Annotated in this window: 17 protein-coding genes; 5 read left to right on the top strand and 12 right to left on the bottom strand. The window is 68.2% G+C overall.

The genetic code is table 11. The annotated features are described in order from the left end of the window. Positions 1-40: 40 nt before the first annotated feature. The 9 genes from BST13_RS17580 to BST13_RS17620 form a co-directional block, all read right to left on the bottom strand. Positions 41-1,057, bottom strand: a complete 1,017-nt coding sequence (locus BST13_RS17580) for an aminotransferase class IV (RefSeq protein ID WP_083165313.1) — start codon at positions 1,055-1,057, stop codon at positions 41-43. Between the two features lie 33 nt (positions 1,058-1,090). Next, positions 1,091-2,593, bottom strand: a complete 1,503-nt coding sequence (locus BST13_RS17585) for an APC family permease (protein ID WP_083165406.1) — start codon at positions 2,591-2,593, stop codon at positions 1,091-1,093. A 105-nt stretch (positions 2,594-2,698) separates the two neighbouring features. After that, positions 2,699-3,604 carry a LysR family transcriptional regulator gene (locus BST13_RS17590; protein WP_083165314.1) on the bottom strand — a complete coding sequence of 302 codons (906 nt, stop codon included), beginning with the start codon at positions 3,602-3,604 and terminating at the stop codon, positions 2,699-2,701. A 91-nt stretch (positions 3,605-3,695) separates the two neighbouring features. Continuing rightward, the gene (locus tag BST13_RS17595; protein WP_083165315.1) at positions 3,696-4,103 is read right to left on the bottom strand and encodes a hypothetical protein; all 408 of its coding nucleotides are present in this window, start codon (positions 4,101-4,103) and stop codon (positions 3,696-3,698) included. A gap of 3 nt (positions 4,104-4,106) precedes the next feature. Then, positions 4,107-5,342 (bottom strand): O-succinylhomoserine sulfhydrylase, encoded by a 1,236-nt coding sequence (locus BST13_RS17600; RefSeq protein ID WP_083165316.1) that lies wholly within the window; start codon positions 5,340-5,342, stop codon positions 4,107-4,109. 7 nt (positions 5,343-5,349) lie between these two features. Further along, positions 5,350-5,760 carry a rhodanese-like domain-containing protein gene (locus tag BST13_RS17605; RefSeq protein WP_083165317.1) on the bottom strand — a complete coding sequence of 137 codons (411 nt, stop codon included), beginning with the start codon at positions 5,758-5,760 and terminating at the stop codon, positions 5,350-5,352. Beyond that, positions 5,757-6,206, bottom strand: a complete 450-nt coding sequence (locus BST13_RS17610; RefSeq protein WP_083165318.1) for an Rv0361 family membrane protein — start codon at positions 6,204-6,206, stop codon at positions 5,757-5,759. The genes BST13_RS17605 and BST13_RS17610 overlap by 4 nt, the downstream gene beginning before the upstream one ends. Then, positions 6,206-7,549, bottom strand: a complete 1,344-nt coding sequence (gene purT, locus BST13_RS17615; RefSeq protein WP_083165319.1) for a formate-dependent phosphoribosylglycinamide formyltransferase — start codon at positions 7,547-7,549, stop codon at positions 6,206-6,208. Before purT ends, BST13_RS17610 begins: the two co-directional genes overlap by 1 nt. A gap of 24 nt (positions 7,550-7,573) precedes the next feature. After that, positions 7,574-7,876 carry a UBP-type zinc finger domain-containing protein gene (locus tag BST13_RS17620; protein WP_083165320.1) on the bottom strand — a complete coding sequence of 101 codons (303 nt, stop codon included), beginning with the start codon at positions 7,874-7,876 and terminating at the stop codon, positions 7,574-7,576. Positions 7,877-7,918: 42 nt separating this feature from the next. Here BST13_RS17620 and BST13_RS17625 point away from each other — a divergent pair, with 42 nt between their 5' ends. Genes BST13_RS17625 through BST13_RS17640 form a run of 4 tightly spaced genes read left to right on the top strand, consistent with a single transcriptional unit; the run spans position 7,919 to position 12,928 of the window. Beyond that, positions 7,919-9,511: a Na+/H+ antiporter gene (locus BST13_RS17625; protein ID WP_083165321.1), complete on the top strand. Its 1,593-nt coding sequence runs from the start codon at positions 7,919-7,921 to the stop codon at positions 9,509-9,511. Next, positions 9,504-11,504 carry an MMPL family transporter gene (locus BST13_RS17630; protein ID WP_170064299.1) on the top strand — a complete coding sequence of 667 codons (2,001 nt, stop codon included), beginning with the start codon at positions 9,504-9,506 and terminating at the stop codon, positions 11,502-11,504. The genes BST13_RS17625 and BST13_RS17630 overlap by 8 nt, the downstream gene beginning before the upstream one ends. A gap of 21 nt (positions 11,505-11,525) precedes the next feature. Then, complete coding sequence (locus BST13_RS17635; protein WP_083165322.1) at positions 11,526-12,731, top strand: cytochrome P450; 1,206 nt, start codon at positions 11,526-11,528, stop codon at positions 12,729-12,731. Between the two features lie 5 nt (positions 12,732-12,736). After that, positions 12,737-12,928: a ferredoxin gene (locus BST13_RS17640; RefSeq protein WP_083165323.1), complete on the top strand. Its 192-nt coding sequence runs from the start codon at positions 12,737-12,739 to the stop codon at positions 12,926-12,928. On the opposite strand, the gene BST13_RS17645 is transcribed toward BST13_RS17640, so the two are convergent. Genes BST13_RS17645 through BST13_RS17655 form a run of 3 tightly spaced genes read right to left on the bottom strand, consistent with a single transcriptional unit; the run spans position 12,911 to position 15,514 of the window. Further along, on the bottom strand, positions 12,911-13,567 hold the full coding sequence (locus BST13_RS17645; protein WP_083165324.1) for a hypothetical protein: 657 nt from the start codon (positions 13,565-13,567) through the stop codon (positions 12,911-12,913). The genes BST13_RS17640 and BST13_RS17645 overlap by 18 nt on opposite strands. A 19-nt stretch (positions 13,568-13,586) precedes the next feature. After that, positions 13,587-14,222, bottom strand: a complete 636-nt coding sequence (locus BST13_RS17650; RefSeq protein WP_083165325.1) for a PaaI family thioesterase — start codon at positions 14,220-14,222, stop codon at positions 13,587-13,589. Beyond that, positions 14,219-15,514, bottom strand: coding sequence for an adenylosuccinate synthase (locus BST13_RS17655; protein ID WP_083165326.1), 1,296 nt, complete (start codon positions 15,512-15,514; stop codon positions 14,219-14,221). Before BST13_RS17655 ends, BST13_RS17650 begins: the two co-directional genes overlap by 4 nt. 85 nt (positions 15,515-15,599) lie before the next feature. On the opposite strand from BST13_RS17655, the gene BST13_RS17660 reads away from it, so the two are divergent. Continuing rightward, positions 15,600-16,190: a hypothetical protein gene (locus BST13_RS17660; protein WP_083165327.1), complete on the top strand. Its 591-nt coding sequence runs from the start codon at positions 15,600-15,602 to the stop codon at positions 16,188-16,190. The last annotated feature ends 5 nt before the right edge of the window (positions 16,191-16,195 follow it).

A 16,195-nucleotide genomic window follows, 5' to 3' on the forward strand; every position in this document is an offset into this window, starting at 1 on the left:
GCGACAGGCGGCGTGTCGCGGACCTCAGCGTCTGCTCGCGCTAGTAGGTGATGGGCTCGATCAGGGGTGAGGGCTCATCCATCAACGCCCAGAAGCGATCTCGGATCGCCACGGTCAGCGGGCCCGGCTCGCCGTTACCGATGGGCTCGCCGTCGAGGGTGTTGATCGGGGTGACGCCGCCCGCGGTCGTGACGGCCATGAGCTCGTCGGCCTCGTAGAGCTCGTGACTGGTCACGTCCCGCAGCGTGGCCTCGATGCCCATCTGATCGGCGATCTCGAACACGGTCTTACGGGTGATGCCCGGCAACGCATTTCGTGACGGCGACGCGAGCTTGCCGTCCTTGACGATGACGACGTTGAAGCCCGGCCCCTCGGCCACGCAGTTGTCGGCGTCCATCAGGATGGCGGTGCGGGCGCCGCGGTCCTTGGCCTCGAAGCTGGCCGCGGTGAGATCACCCCACTGGTAGTTCTTGATGGTCGGGTCCACGGTGTTGCGCCCGGCCCGACGCACGTGTCGCGGCACGACGGCCGTGGTGCCGAAGATCTGCTCGGCAGGCGGGAAGGCCCACAGGTACGGGATGGCGTAGATGTAGACCTGGTTGGTGAGCTTGGTCAAGTCCTTCTCGCCCTTGCGTTTTCCGTAGCCGCGGGTGACGGTCAGGTTCACGAACGACTCGCGCAGCTGCGACAGCGACACACACTTCTTGGTGATCTCGGCCAGCTCGTCCTTGGCGTAGCCGGCGTCCAGGCGCAGCTTGGCCGCCCCGTCGAGCAGCCGGTCGAGATGGTCGCCGAGTCGAAAGATGTTGCCGTGCCAGACATGTGCGACGGTGTAGGTCAGGTCGGAATGGCCGAACCCGGTGTCGAAGATCGAGATCTTGGCGTCCTCGGCGGGAATGAACTCGCCCTCGATCCACGCGGCGCCGCCCGCGAAGGGGCTCGACTCGTCGAGTTCGTAGTCGCTGTACTGGATTACCGAACCCGCGGGGGTGTCCTCGCGGATGGCGCCGGGTTCAACGGCGACGAGGTTGGACGTGCCGGCGTCTGTGATGGTCATATCTCGATTCCTTTCAGGGGGGTGGAGCGTGGCTCAGGGGTGGGTCTTGGCATAGTCCGGTCCGGCCTCGCCGGTCTGCAGGCGCCTGCGCAGTCCGGTGCCTGCCCACAGGCCGGCCAGCACGAGCAGGCCTGCGAAGACGTATCCGTTGCCCGCGAACTGCGGCAGGACGATCAGTGCGGCACACACCGCGGCGAAGGCGATCAGGGCCAGGATGGCCACGGGGACGCGTGCGCGGCCCAGGTCGAAGGTGCCCGGCGCGGCAGCCGGGATGGTGCCGCGGCGGTGGGCGATCAGCACCGCCACCGTCTGCAGCAGGTACATCGCGCACACCGCCAGCGAGGACAGGCCGATGATGAGGAAAAAGGCCTTCTCGCTGACGAGCGCCGACAGCAACAGCACTGTGGACAGCCCGAAGAGGCCAAGGACGGCGTAGGTGGGTGTGCGGTTCGACGACGACACGTGACGCCACACGTGCGAGCACGGAAGCATGTTGTCCCGGGCCATCGAGTAGGTCAGCCGGGTGGCAACGAGGATGTTGGCCAGGATGCAGGCCATCACGTTGGTCAGGGCGACCGCGACGACGACCTTGGTGACGACGGGCCCGACCTGCTGGGTGATGATCGCCTCGATCGGGGCGGCCGAGGCCGCTTCCACCGCCCCGGCGTCCTTGATCGCCAGCACGTAGACCACGTACATCCCGAATTCGATCACGATCGATGCGGTGAGCGCGTAGAACATGGTGCGCGGGATGACCTTTCGCGCGTTGACGGTCTCCTCGGCGATGTCCGCGCTGGCCTCGACGCCGATCAGTCCGAAGAACGGCCCCAACGAGGCGGCCAGCCACGCCAGGACATAGGCGCTGTGATCGCCCGACGAGCCACCGGTGAACAGCACCGAGAGCGGCTGATGGTTCTCCGGCGACGAGAAGGCGACGACGGCGACCAGCAGGGTGGCACCCACGGTGATGACCAACTCCAGGCTCACGCCGATGTTGTTGACCATCGTGGCGAAGCGCACGCCGTAGAGGTTGACCAGCATGCAGACCGCCATGACACCGATGGCCACCAGAATCTGCGCGGTCTGGCTCATGTTCCAGCCGAACAGGCTGCCGAGATAACCGGACAGGATGAAGCCGACACCGGTCATACCGCACACCCAGCCGGCCAGCGCCAGCACACCGGTGAACCAGGCCAGCATCGACCCGTGCATCCGGCTGGTCCACTGGTAGGCGTACCCGGCGAGCGGGAGCTTGGCGGTCAGATCGGCGGCGATGAAGGTCCAGATCAGGAATACGGCCGCGGCCAGCAGCAGGGTCCAGACAAACGGTCCGCCCGCCGTGAAGTAGCCGGCACCGAAGCCGGTGAACACAGCCGTCGTGGCACTGATGGTGGCGAAGCCGAGCGCGAAGGATGCCAGCCTGCCGACCGACCGGTCCAACTTCTGGGTGTAGCCGAATTCGGCGAGCTTGGCATCCTCGGAAGTCACCGGGTCGGGTCCGGATGAATGAGTGGGTGGTGCGAGCGCGTCGGTCATGATCACTCCAGGTGGGGGCGTAGGGGGAAACACCTGAGAACAGGAAATCGCCATCTGGCCGACACCGGAAGTTCTTTGTTTTGATCTACCGATCAACTGCGTTTATCAGTCTCGCGACGTCTCCGAGTTCCAATTCGCCTCGACATACCGCACCAGAGCATCGGCCTGCGGCGACAGGGTGGAGGGCCGCCACGCGAGCGCGGTCAGGCTCGGCGGCCGGTCCGCTATCGGCACGTAGACGATGCCCGGCCGGTCGTAGAATCGCGCCACCGACGACGACGTGAAGCTGATACCCAGGCCGCGCGCAATCGACGTCGTCTCCGCCTCGTAGGTCGCCGCGACGGCGGCGATCGTCGGCGGCCGGTTGCCGCGCGCGTCCATCGCCAGCCAGTAGTCACGCCAGATCCCCGCGGTCAGTGGCGCGCAGACGATGGGATCGTCGAGCAGTTCGGCGATCTGGACCTCGTGTCGGCCGGCCAGCCGATGATCGCGGGGCAGGCAGGCCACCCAGTCCTCCGAGTCCAGGATCAGCATGCGGTGCTCGGGCAGATCCACCGGCGGGCGGATGATCGCGACCTCGGTGGTGCCGTCGGCCAGCCCGGCAGTCGGGTCGGCGAAGTCGAATTCGGTCGGCTCGACCTTGACGTCAGGGAAGGCCGCCTCGAAATGCCGCACGATGCGGAACAACAGATCCGCACCGGTGCCGATCAGATACCCGAGCCGCAGCCGGCCCTGCCGGGTACCCGAGAGCGTGACGAGGTTGTCCACCACCGCGTCGACACCGGCCAGGGCTTGCTGTACCTGCGGCAACCAGGCCGCACCGAGATCGGTCAACGCGACCTCACGGGTGTTGCGGTTGAGCAGCACCACCCCGAACGCCTGCTCCAGCTGCTTGATGGCCGTCGACAACGCGGGCTGTGTGATGAACAGCCGCTCGGCCGCGCGCCGGTAGTTCAGCTCTTCACCCAGCACCGCGAAGTACCGCAGCTGACGCAGGGTGACGTCGGTCATGCGGCAAGGCTATCCGGCCGGACAACTGTGCCGAGCAGCCGCAGAATCGCACGTTCTTGCGTGAAAACGTGCGATTCTGTGACTGCTCGGCTTAGAACTGCGGGACCGGATCGCCGGCGCGGTAGGCCTCGATGGCATCGAGGTGCTCGACGAACGCGTCATGCCCGAACTCGTGACTGTCGGTGCTGCCGACGAACACCACGCGCACGATCGCGCCGTCCTCGGCCGCGTCGAGCCACAGCGACGTCACCGGCAGGCCGTCGTCGACCTCGGCACCGGACGGTTCGTAGAACCACGCCGCGACCTCGTCGCTGGAGGTTTCCTCGTCAAAAGTCCAGCCGCGCTCGGTGATTCGCTCATCGAACTCGGCCAGATCCGCCACGACGGCATCCTGGATGGCCGACAGCTGCTCGACCACCTCCTGCGGAACCCAGCGCGAATTCTGGGTCGCCTGCCGCTTCTTGCGACGAGCCTTCTTACCGTCCGACGCCCGCGACACGCCTCAGCCCAGGGCCTGGTCGAGGTCGGCGATCAGGTCTTCGGTGCCTTCAAGACCGACCGAGATGCGCACCACGCCGTCGCCGAGCCCGATCGCCGCGCGCCCCTCCGGCCCCATGGCACGGTGAGTGGTGGTGGCGGGGTGGGTGATGAGGGTTTTGGCGTCGCCGAGGTTGTTGGAGATGTCGATGACGCGGAGCTTGTCGAGCACCTCGAAGGCCCGGTCCTTGCCGCCATCGAGCTCGAAGGTGACCACGGTGCCGCCGCCGCGCATCTGCCGCTTGGCCAGGTCGTACTGCGGATGTGACTGCAGGAACGGGTATTTCACCCAGTTCACCCCCGGCTTGCCCTCCAGGAACTCGGCCACCTGCAGCGCCGACCGGTTGGAGTAGTCGACCCGAACAGCCATGGTCTCAAGGCCTTTGAGCAACGTCCAGGCGTTGAACGCACTGATCGCCGGGCCCGTGTGGCGCATGAGCTTCTGCACCGGGCCGTCGATGTACTCCTTGTCGCCGAGAATGGCTCCACCGAGCACACGGCCCTGACCGTCGATGTGCTTGGTGCCCGAGTACACCACGACGTCGGCACCCAGCGGTATGCCCTGCTGCAGCAGCGGGGTGGCAAAAACGTTGTCCAGCACCACCTTTGCGCCGGCGGCGTGGGCCAGTTCGGACACCGCGGCGATGTCGACCAGCGACTGCATGGGGTTTGACGGCGTCTCGAAGAACACCGCCTGCGTCGGCACCGACAGGGCCTGCTCCCACTGGGAGAGGTCGTCACCGTCGACGAACACCGCCTCCACGCCCCAGCGCGGCAGGATCTCGTTACACACCACGAAGCACGAACCGAACAGGCTGCGGGCGGCCACCAGGCGATCGCCTGCGGCGAGCAACGCGCCCAGTGCGGTGAACACCGCGGCCATCCCGGTGGCGGTGGCGAAGCACGCCGGAGCGTCCTCGATCAGCCGCAGCCGCTCCTCGAACATCGAGATGGTCGGGTTGCCGTAGCGGGAGTACACGAACCGGTCGATCTCACCGGTGAAGGCCTTTTCGGCGGCCGCCGCATTCTCGTAGACGTAACCCGAGGTGAGGAACAGGCCCTCGGCGGTCTCCTCGAACTGCGACCGGAGCAGGCCACCACGCACCCCGATGGTGGCCTGGCTGACGCCGTCGGGCAGCGGTGCGGGGATCCGCACAGATGCCGTCTCTGCTCCTCGCGTGCGCGGCGCGTTATCAGTCATGCCGTCCTCAACTCTGCTTCCAGGGCAAACCCACGGCCTTCCAGCCAGTGCTGCCGCGGTGGCGGTTCTCGTCGAGGTTGCCCTCGAAGCCGTCGAGCACGTTGTAGGACGGGCTGAAGCCCGCAGCGGTCGCAGCCTCGGCGGCACCGATCGAGCGGTTTCCGGATCGACACAGGAAGACCACCGGGCGGTCACCGGCGTCGACCTTGCTCCGGAGATCGTCGACGAACGCATCGTTGTGGCTGCCGTCGATGCGGTTCCACTCGATGTAGACCACATCGCGGCCGAGCTGGCTCAGATCGGGAACGCCGACGAAGCGCCACTCGGCGTCGGTACGGCAATCCACCAGCACGGCGCGAGGGTCCTCGCTCAGCAGTTTCCAAGCCTGCTGCGGCGTGATGTCCCCTGCATAGCTCACGGCCGTGAGTCTTTCACACCACCGCAGACTCGCCATGCGCCGTCCTCACGCACGAACGTCGTCTCGGTGTCGAGCTTGGTGTCGGGTGCCTTGTCGAAGTGATAGACCACGGTGCCGGTGGCCCGGTCACCGTCGATCCGCACACCCGTCACGTCGTCGACGAACCGGGCGCCGTGCTTGGCGACCGAATCGCGCTGTCGGGCAAGGAAATCAGCCTCGGTGCCGCGTTGGTCACGACAGGTGTAGTCGCCGAACGAGTTCCAGTTCTCCCGCTGCATGGCATCGTTCTGCCCGACTGCGGCGCGACCCACCCGCTGCTCCTCGGACAGCCCGTCCCCGCTGGAGAACACGTTGGCCACCGCAATGGCGATCACGACGAGCACAATGATGGCCAACGCTCCCAGAAACGGCGCCATGGTCGGCCGGTCGACCGGCTCGTCGGCCATCACGCGAAGAGCTTGCGCAGGGCGGTACCCACCCGACGGGCCCGGTCGCGCGCAACGATCACATCCGGTGCCGTGGCCAGGGCAATCCCGAGCCGCTGCCTGCCGTCGGACTCGTCGCCACGGCCGAACAGCCGCACGTCGCTCTCCGAGGTGGCCAACGCGTCGGCGAGCACCGCGGTGACAATGTTCGCGTCGACGGATTCGGGCTTGCCGTAGCTGACCTCGGCGGCGGCAGGCGAAATCATGATGGTGTCGACCGCAAGGCCGAGGATGGCCCTGGCGTGCAGCTCGAACTGGGACAGCCGCTGCGAACGCACCGTGACCAGGCCGCTGTCCCCCGGGCCGACGCGGACATCGGCGAAGTACACGTCGTCACCCTGCACCAGCAACTCGACGGCGAAGACGCCGCGCCCGCCCAGCGAGTTGACGATGCGCGCAGCGATGGATTTCGCGCCGTCCATCGCCGCAGGCGTGAGCCGCTGCGGCTGCCACGCCTCCAACACGTCAGCGTCGTCGTCGCGGTGGCCGATCGGCTCACAGAAGTGCACAGCAGGACCGGCGGGACCGGTGGTGCGGATGACGAGCAGGGTGATCGCGTGTTCGACCTCGACCACCGATTCGGCGAGCACCCGCATGACTCCGCCCGCAGAGGTCGCCCGCTCCCAGGCCGGCTCGATGTCATCGGGACGCAGCAACACCGACTGGCCGTCGTCCAGCGAACCCGCGACGGGCTTGACCAGCAACGGATATCCGGCGTGTTCCGCGACGGCCGTCAGCTCGTCGACCGACCCGGCAAACCAGAACGGGACGGTCGGCAACCCCAGCTCGTCGGAAGCCAACCGGCGCAGCCCCTCCCGGTCCTGGCTGAGCCGGATGCTGCGCGGTGTCGGCAGCACCTCGGTGTCGCCTTGCTCGGCCACCGCGATCAAGGCGTCTGCCGCGACTGCGCCGGACTCGGTCACCACGTAGTGCGGACGCTCACGTTCGATCAGCGCGGCGAGTTCCTCGGTGTCGTCCCCGCGGTCCACCGCGACGACGGCAACGCCCAGCCGCTCGAACGCCAGCGCCAGCTCACGGCTGGATTCACCGGCGCCCAGCATGAGCGCGGTGGTCCGCCGTGGCGCGGGCGGCGCCGGTTCCTCCGGCAACGGCACCGGCTCCGGTTCGGCCTGCGCGGCGTCGGGCTCGGCCTGCGCGGCATCGGGCTCGGCCTCTGCCGTCGGCTCCGCCTCCGGCGGGGTCTCGGGCTGCACCGCCTCCGACGCAGACGATTCCTGCGCCGATGCGGCTTCTTCGGTCTTCTCGCCGGCCTCTTCGAGGGCTGCGTCAATCGAGTCACTCATCGCGCCACCAAGACTGCCAGATCGTCATCCGACGCGATGGTCGATGTAGCACCAACGCCAGCTCTCGCCCGGTTCGGCCGACCGCATGACGGCATGACCGCTCTGCTTGAAGTGTGCGGTGGCGTGCTGGTGCGGGCTGGAGTCACAGCAGCCGACGTGCCCACATGTCATGCACATCCGCAGATGGGCCCAGCTGTTCTCGCCGTCCTCCGCGCACTCCTGACACCGCCCGGGTGTGATCGGTTTGGGTTCATCCACGACGGCGGCGAGGTGCTCACAGGTCCTGGGCACCGCGGTCGGCTCCCGCCGGCGTGATCTCCTCAACATGTTGATCAAGGATAGGACCGGACGCGAAGGAGGATCGACGACGTGGGTGTCTCACTCTTGGCAGCTCTCGTGGTCTCGGTGCTGCTGGCCGCCGTGGCCCGCCGCTGCGACGTTTCGGCGCCGCTGGCGCTCGTGGTGGCCGGGCTGGCCGCCAGCGCGATCCCCGTGCTCCACGACGTCCACCTCGACCCTGAGCTGGTGTTGTACGTCATCCTGCCGCCGCTGCTGTGGTCTGCCGGGCTGGAGAGCAGCTATCTGGCAATGCGCAAGCACATCCGGACCATCGGGCTGCTGGCGGTCGGGCTGCCGCTGGCGACGACGCTGGTCGTGGGGATCGTGGCGTTCCACACCGTGCCCGAGCTGACCATCCCCGCCGCACTCACCCTCGGCGCGATCGTCGCACCGCCCGACGCCGTGTCGGCGACCGCCATCGGTCGCAGGCTCGGGTTGCCGCGCCGCATCATGACGCTGCTCGGCGGGGAGAGCCTGCTCAACGATGCGACCGCGCTGACCGCTTACAAGGTCGCTTTGGCAGCCGCGATAGGTGCGGCCGCCACCTGGCAGCGCGGCCTGAGCACCTTCGCCATGGCTGCGGTCGGCGGCATCGTGGTGGGCGTAACCCTGGGCATGGTGGTGCACTTCATCCGCACGCGGCTGGACGATCCGCTGGTGGAAAGCGCGATCGGGCTCGTGGCGCCGTTCACGATCTACCTCGTCGCCGAGGAGGTGCACGGTTCCGGCGTGATCGCGGTGGTGGTCGCGGCCCTGCTGCTGGGACAGCGTGAGACCGACGCCGGCTACGCGACCCGGCTGCAGGACACCGCGGTGTGGAAGGCGCTGCAACTGGTGCTTGAGTCGTTCGCGTTCTTTCTGATCGGGCTGCAGCTGCCCAAGGTGATCGGCGAGCTCACCGGCATCTCGGCGGCCGCTTTGGCGATCTCCTCGGCGGCAGTGCTCACCGCGGTGATCGTGGTACGCATCATCTGGGTGTACTGCTTCGCCTATCTGCCGCGGCTGCTGTCGAAGAAGCTGCGGGCCCGTGAGCCTGCGCCGACGCCGGGACAGGTGTTCATCCTGGCCTGGGCCGGCATGCGCGGTGTGGTCTCGCTGGCCGCGGCGTTCGGTGTGCCCGCCACGACGTTGTCAGGAGCGCCCTTCCCGGGCCGGCCACAGCTGGTGTTCCTCACCTTCGTCGTGGTGGTCGGAACGCTACTGCTGCACGGTCTGACGCTGCCGTGGTTCATCAAAGTGCTCGGGGTACAGGGCAACGAGGAGCAAGCCGACGCGATCGCCACCGCGGCCGCACAGGACCGCGCGGCCAGGGCCGCCGCCGACCGGCTCGACGAACTGCTGGCCGAGCAGCACGCCGGCACCGACGTGCCGGAACGCGCCGCCGAGATCCTGCGGGCGTGGAACACCCGGCGCCGCAACGCCGCCTGGGAACGGCTGGGCCGCGACGACGCCGACATCGGTGAGAGCCCCACCTCGGCGTTCCGCCGGTTGCGACTGGAAATGCTTGCCGCCGAACGCAAGACGTTCATCGCCGAGCGTGATGCCGGACACATCGACGACGAGGTGCTCCGCACCGTACTGCGTGGGCTGGACCTGGAAGAAGCGACGCTGAACCGTGATTAGCCGACTGTCCTGGCTTGCGGTGCTGGTCGTGCTGCTCTCCGGCGCGCTGCTGGGCCTGCTCAGCGGGGACCAGTCGGCGTCACAGTCCCCGGTCGCCGTTCCCGCCAACGCCGAATCCGCGCGGACCGACGCGCTGCGTGCCCAATTCCCCGGCGGCGGTGAGGTTCCCGCGATCCTCGTGGTCACGCGCACCGACGGAGCCGAGCTCAGCGCCGACGACATCGACGCGACAGCCGTTGCGCGCCAACGCATGACGGATGCGCCCGGCCCGCCCGTGCTTGTCTCCGACGATGGCAAAGCGGCCGTGGCGACGGTCCCGTTGGACGCGGGCCTGTCGGGCTTTGCTCTCAACGACGCCGTGCGCGAGCTGCGCGACAAGGCCGGTTCGGGCTTGCCCGCGGAGCTGCAGGCACAGGTCACCGGCGGACCGGCCTTCGGCGCCGACATCGCGAATTCCTTTGCCGGAGCGAATATCACGCTGCTCGCCGTGACCGCCACGGTGGTGGCGCTGCTGCTCATCGTCACCTACCGCTCACCGGTGCTGTGGCTGGTCCCGCTGCTGGTGATCGCATTCGCCGACCGAGTCGGTGGCGTGCTCGGCACCGCCGTCGCGTCCGGGCTGGGCCTGCACCCCGACGGGTCGACTGGTGGGATCACCAGCGTGCTGGTGTTCGGCGCAGGCACCAACTATGCGCTGCTGCTGATTTCGCGGTACCGCGAAGAGCTCAACACGCACACCGACCACCGTGAGGCACTGCGGGTGGCCGCCCGGGCCGCGAGCCCCGCGATCATGGCCAGCAACGCCACGGTGGTGCTGGCGCTGCTCACCCTGCTGCTCGCGTCGGCACCCAGTAACCGCAGCCTGGGCGTCCAGGCCGCCGCGGGTCTGGTGGTCGCCGCGATCTTCGTGCTCGTGGTGCTGCCGCCCCTGTTGGCGTTGTGCGGCACCAGGCTGTTCTGGCCATTCATCCCGAAGCCCGGCACGAAAGCCGTTACCGAAAGCGGTATCTGGCACCGGATAGCCGACGCGGTGGCCAAGCGGCCCGGCCAGGTCGTCGTGGTGGCCACCGCGGGGTTGGCCGTGTTGTGCATCGGGCTGCTGGGCACACCGATCGGGTTGTCACAGACCGAGCAGTTCCGGGTCCAGGCGGAATCGGTCACCGGGTACGAGACACTGGCCGCCCACTTTCCCAGCGGCCTCACCGACCCGACCCGGGTCATCGCCGCGACCACCAAGGCCGACGCCGTACAACGCGCCATCATCGAAACGCCGGGTACGGTGAGCGTCGGCCCGGCCGGGGAGTCACCCAGCGGGCTGAGCCAGTGGTCGGTGGTCCTGCGGGCCGCCCCCGCGTCGGACGACGCCTTCAAAACCGTTGATGCGCTGCGCAACTCGGTGCACGCGGTGGACGACACCGCGGTGGTGGGCGGTTCGGACGCGCAGGCCAGGGACGCCGCCGCGGCCGCGCACCGGGACCGGCTCGTGGTGATCCCCGCGATCCTGGCCGTGGTGCTCGCCGTGCTCTATATCCTGCTGCGCTCGGCGCTCGCGCCGCTGGTGCTGGTCGCCGTCACGGTGCTCAGCGCGTTGGCCGCCATCGGGCTCGGCGGCTGGACCAGCGTGCACATCTTCGGCTTCCCGGCCCTGGACAACAGCACCCCGCTGTTCGCGTTCCTCTTCCTGGTGGCGCTCGGCGTCGACTACACGATCTTCCTGGTGACACGGGCACGGGAGGAAACCCCGCAGTACGGCACCCGAGCGGGCATCGTGCGCGCGGTGTCGGCCACCGGCGCCGTCATCACCAGCGCAGGCATCGTGCTCGCGGCGGTGTTCTGTGTCCTCGGTGTCCTGCCGCTGATCGTCTTGACGCAGCTGGGCATCATCGTGGGGCTCGGGATCCTGCTGGACACGTTCGTCGTCCGCACGGTGATCGTCCCGGCCCTGTTCACGTTGATCGGCCCGCGGATCTGGTGGCCCGGGCTGCGCACGTGAGGGCGGCGTACCGTCGAATTCATGACTGCGCCCGAGGTCCTGCCGCCACTGCACATGCGGCGCAACGCCTTCGACCCGACACCGTATCTGCGGGAGGTCCGGGAGACCGACGGCGTGCGCACCGTCGTCAACGCGCTCGGCATGTCGGTGCACCTGGTCACTCGTCACGAGGACGTCAAGATGGTGCTGGCCGATCACGAGCGGTTCTCCAACAGCAGGCCACCGGGCTTCGCGCTGCCGGGTGCCCCGGAGATGTCCGCCGACGAGCAGGCCAGCGCCCGGGCAGGCAACCTGCTGGGTCTCGACCCGCCGGAGCATCAACGGCTACGCCGCATGCTCACCGCGGAGTTCACCATCCGCCGGATGAACCGGCTGGAGCCACGGGTCGTCGAGATCGTCGAGACGCAACTGGACGCCATGGCCGCCGCGGGGCCACCGGCCGATCTGGTGGCCGAGTTCGCCCTGCCCATACCGTCACTGGTGATCTGCGAACTGCTCGGCGTTCCCTACGCGGACCGCGACGATTTCCAGCAGCGCTCCACCCGGCAACTCGATCTGTCCGCACCGATCCCCGAACGCCTCGAATTGCAGCGCCAGGGCCGCAACTACATGCGCCGCCTGGTCGAGCGCGCGCGCCGCGATCCGGGTGAGGACATCCTCGGCATGCTGGTGCGCCAACACGGCGACGAGCTCAGCGATGACGAACTGATCGGCATCGCCGGGCTGCTGCTGCTCGCCGGCCACGAGACGACGTCGAACATGTTGGGACTGGGCGTACTTGCGCTGCTGCGCCACCCCGACCAGCTCGCCGCGGTACGCGACGATCCGGCGGCCGTTGGCCCGGCCGTCGAGGAACTACTGCGCTGGTTGTCGATCGTGCAGAACGCGATCCCCCGCATCACCACCACCGCCGTCGAGATCGCCGGAGTGCGGATACCGGCAGGCGAGCTGGTGTTCGCATCGTTGCCGTCGAGCAACCGGGATCCGGATTTCATCGACTCCCCAGACACCCTCGACATCCGCCGCGGCGCACCCGGGCACCTGGCCTTCGGCCACGGCGTGCACCACTGCCTCGGCGCTCCGCTGGCCCGCATGGAGATGCGGATCGCGTTCCCCGCGCTGCTGCGGCGCTTTCCCAGCCTGGCCCTCGCCGAACCGTTCGACGACGTGCAGTACCGTTCCTTCCACTTCATCTACGGGCTGCGATCGCTGGCGGTAACGTGGTGAGCGCCATGAGGATTGAAGCGGACCGGGACGCGTGCATCGCATCGGGCAACTGCGTGATGGTCGCCGGGGCGGTCTTCGACCAGGACGACGACGGCGTGGTGCAGCCACTGGTCGAAGAGGTTCCCGACGCCGAGCTCGACCATGCCCGCGAAGCCGTCAAGCTGTGCCCCGCAAGCGCGTTACGTCTGGTGGGCTGACTCCCCCGGCAGGTCGATCACGCCGGCCCGGATCAGCACCAGCACACTGACCACCAGCACCCACGCCGGGAATGCCAACGTCAGCCACATCGACACGTCGCCTGCCACCAGCAGCCCGACCGCCAGGACGTAGCTGGTGATCACGAGCCAGTGCGGCATGAGACCCGTCTTGAGCCAGATGGTGGCCAGCGAGATCATGAAGACCGCGGCCATCCGCAGCGCGTAGGTCTTCGAGATCGTCAGGAGAACGAACTGGCCGAACGTCGCCACACTCGGATCCATCGCGCCGCCACTGTGTTCCAGGCCGGCACCCACCCCGGCGGCCACGAAGAGCATGGCCAAGAACAGCGTGCCGCTGCCGACGAACACGGTCGAGAAGAACTTGTCCTCGTAGCGCCCGAGGCCATCGCGCATCACCCCCATGAACCACAGGAAGCTGATGCCTGCGAACGGCATGATCGTCGCCGCCACTTGAAGATTGGTGCTGCCGGTGACCAGCCACTGCGACCCCGGTTCGGCGCCTTCGGGCAGCGCCGTGCGGATCAGGACCAGCGCCGTCCCGCACAGCAGGGCGAACAGGACGCCGGCGAGCGCCGCCGCGCGGGGCGTGGAGAGCCGACGCAGATGCTGTTGAGCCACCGCGTCATGTTCGCACGGCTCAGGGCTGGCCGGCCAACAATCTGACCATGAGGCCGTTGGCCTCGGCGAGCAGATTCCCGTCCGCGTCACGCAATTCGGCATTGACGAAGGCCTTGCGCCCCTCGGCTTCCCGGACCCAGCCGCGCGCGGTCAGCGTCGTGTCGATGGGCGTCACCTTGCGATAATCCACATGCAGGAACGCGGTACGGCTGATGGGCCGCCCGGCGGCGTGGATCACCATGCCGAACACCGAGTCGAACAGCAGCGGCAGCACCCCGCCGTGCACGGCGTAGTTGCCGCCCACGTAGTAACGGCTGAAGTCCACCTGCAATTCGACGCCATCGGCGTCGAACTTGGCGACGGTCCAGGGCGGCATCAGCAGGCTTCCCGCACCGGGCAGGGACGGCACCCGGTTGGCCGGGCCGACGCCCTCGGGCGCCTCGTACGGGGCGAGCAGTTTGACCAGTTCCTCGACGCGGTCGGCGGCGGCGTCCCAGACGTCAGCGTCCGGGTTCGCCGACACCGCAAGGTCTTGCGCACGGCGCATCGCTGTCACGAACCGACCGAAACCGGGTCCCGGATCGGCAGCCTCGAAAACCGGGAAACCGCCGTGCTGTTCGAAAACCGAAACGGAGTCCGCCGCTTCCTCACTCACGAAGGAGCCAGGATGTCGCGCCGCACAATGGTCTGGTCCCGGCCCGGACCCACACCGATGCACGAAATATGCGCGCCGGCAAGCTCTTCGAGGCGAAGCACGTAGTCCTGCGCCTTGGCGGGCAGGTCACTGAATTCGCGGGCGCCGGAGATGTCCTCCCACCAGCCGGGCAGTTCCTCGTAGATCGGCTCGGCGCGGTGAATGTCGGACTGGGTCATCGGCATCTCGTCGGTGCGCTTGCCGTCGACCGTGTACCCGACGCAGACCGGCACGGTCTCCAGGCTCGACAGCACGTCGAGCTTGGTCAGGAAGTAGTCGGTGATGCCGTTGACCCGGGTGGCGTACCGCGCGATCACGGCGTCGAACCAGCCGCAGCGCCGCGGACGCCCCGTCGTCACGCCGACCTCGCCGCCGGTCTTGGCCAGGTACGCACCGTGCTCGTCGAACAGTTCGGTCGGGAACGGTCCTGAACCGACACGGGTCGTGTAGGCCTTGAGGATGCCCAGCACCGTGGTGATGCGGGTGGGGCCGATGCCGGATCCGACCGATGCGCCGCCCGCCGTCGGGTTCGACGAGGTGACGAACGGGTAGGTGCCGTGGTCGACGTCGAGCAGCGTGCCCTGCGATCCTTCGAGCAGCACGGTCTCGCCGCTTTCCAGGGCCTTGTTGAGCAACAGCCGGGTATCGGCGATGCGATGCTTGAACCCTTCGGCCGCCGTCAGCAGGTTCTCCACCACCTCAGCCGGCTCCAACGCCTTGCGATTGTAGATCTTGACCAGCACCTGGTTCTTGAATTCCAGTGCGGCCCCGATCTTTTCGGCGAGCAACTGCTCGTCGAGCACATCGGAGACGCGGATGCCGATCCGGGCGATCTTGTCCTGGTAGCAGGGACCGATGCCGCGGCCGGTGGTGCCGATCTTCTTGGTGCCCGCGTACCGCTCGACCACCTTGTCCATGGCGACGTGGTACGGCATCAGCAGATGCGCGTCAGCGGAGATCAGCAGCCCCGAGGTGTCCACGCCGCGCTCTTCGAGGCCGCTGAGCTCGGTCAGCAGCACACCGGGGTCAACGACCACACCGTTGCCGATGACGTTGGTGACACCGGGCGTGAGGATGCCCGAGGGGATGAGGTGCAGGGCGAAGTTCTCCCCGGTGGGCAACACGACGGTGTGTCCGGCGTTGTTGCCGCCCTGGTAGCGAACGACCCATTGCACCCGGCCACCGAGTAGATCGGTGGCTTTACCTTTGCCCTCGTCGCCCCATTGGGCGCCGATGAGCACGATTGCCGGCATGGCGTAATCTCCCGCCTATCTCCGCGTCTTGAACTGGCGCAGCCGGTAGGTCACCTTATCCCAGCGCACGCGAGGAGCACACATTTTGCCCAACCAGACGCCCGTTGCGCCTGGTGTCGCGGTCTTCGGCACCGCCGTGCCGGGCCCGCTGCGCGGCCTGCCGACCGTCGAGCTCGACGGTGTCGCCGCCCAGCGCCGGGTCATCGTCGCAGGTGGGGCGGCCGATCTGGCCGCGGTGCTGACCGCGTTGTTGCGGGCCGACCGGCTCGATGTCGAGGTTGCCCGAGCCACCGGCTACCTCTCCGCACGGCGCGCTCTGCGTGCCCCGGCCCGCCGCGTGCCGCTGATCCGCGACGAGACCGGAGCGGTCATCGTCTCCGCTGCCCAGTGGCGGGGCGTCGACGGCGGGCCGCTGCACGGCGAGGCGGTGGTCGACGATCATCTGCTGTTCGACGGCGATGTCCCGGGTGTGCGGGTGGAACCCACGCTCGCCATGCCGGGGCTGCGGGCGGCGGTGCTCACCGAACGCGGTCGGCCGCGTACCTGGGTGACGGGGCGGGCCGCGCAGCTGGGCACCACAGGCGCCCAGGTCACGCGGGACGGCGTGGCGGTACCGCGCAAGGTGCGCCGTTCGACGTTCTACCGGCACACCGAGGGCTGGCTGAGGGTCGGCTGAGCAGC

This window comes from Mycobacterium aquaticum (assembly GCF_002086485.1).
GTDB classification, from domain to species: Bacteria; Actinomycetota; Actinomycetes; order Mycobacteriales; family Mycobacteriaceae; genus Mycobacterium; species Mycobacterium aquaticum.

Excerpts from the sequence above, each read along its gene's own strand:
- purT (WP_083165319.1), bottom strand. The coding sequence starts at position 7,549 with ATGAGTGACTCGATTGACGCAGCCCTCGAAGAGGCCGGCGAGAAGACC.
- BST13_RS17620 (WP_083165320.1), bottom strand. The coding sequence starts at position 7,876 with ATGTTGAGGAGATCACGCCGGCGGGAGCCGACCGCGGTGCCCAGGACC.
- BST13_RS17635 (WP_083165322.1), top strand. The coding sequence starts at position 11,526 with ATGACTGCGCCCGAGGTCCTGCCGCCACTGCACATGCGGCGCAACGCC.
- BST13_RS17610 (WP_083165318.1), bottom strand. The coding sequence starts at position 6,206 with ATGGCCGACGAGCCGGTCGACCGGCCGACCATGGCGCCGTTTCTGGGA.
- BST13_RS17640 (WP_083165323.1), top strand. The coding sequence starts at position 12,737 with ATGAGGATTGAAGCGGACCGGGACGCGTGCATCGCATCGGGCAACTGC.
- BST13_RS17580 (WP_083165313.1), bottom strand. The coding sequence starts at position 1,057 with ATGACCATCACAGACGCCGGCACGTCCAACCTCGTCGCCGTTGAACCC.
- BST13_RS17655 (WP_083165326.1), bottom strand. The coding sequence starts at position 15,514 with ATGCCGGCAATCGTGCTCATCGGCGCCCAATGGGGCGACGAGGGCAAA.
- BST13_RS17585 (WP_083165406.1), bottom strand. The coding sequence starts at position 2,593 with ATGACCGACGCGCTCGCACCACCCACTCATTCATCCGGACCCGACCCG.
- BST13_RS17590 (WP_083165314.1), bottom strand. The coding sequence starts at position 3,604 with ATGACCGACGTCACCCTGCGTCAGCTGCGGTACTTCGCGGTGCTGGGT.
- BST13_RS17600 (WP_083165316.1), bottom strand. The coding sequence starts at position 5,342 with ATGACTGATAACGCGCCGCGCACGCGAGGAGCAGAGACGGCATCTGTG.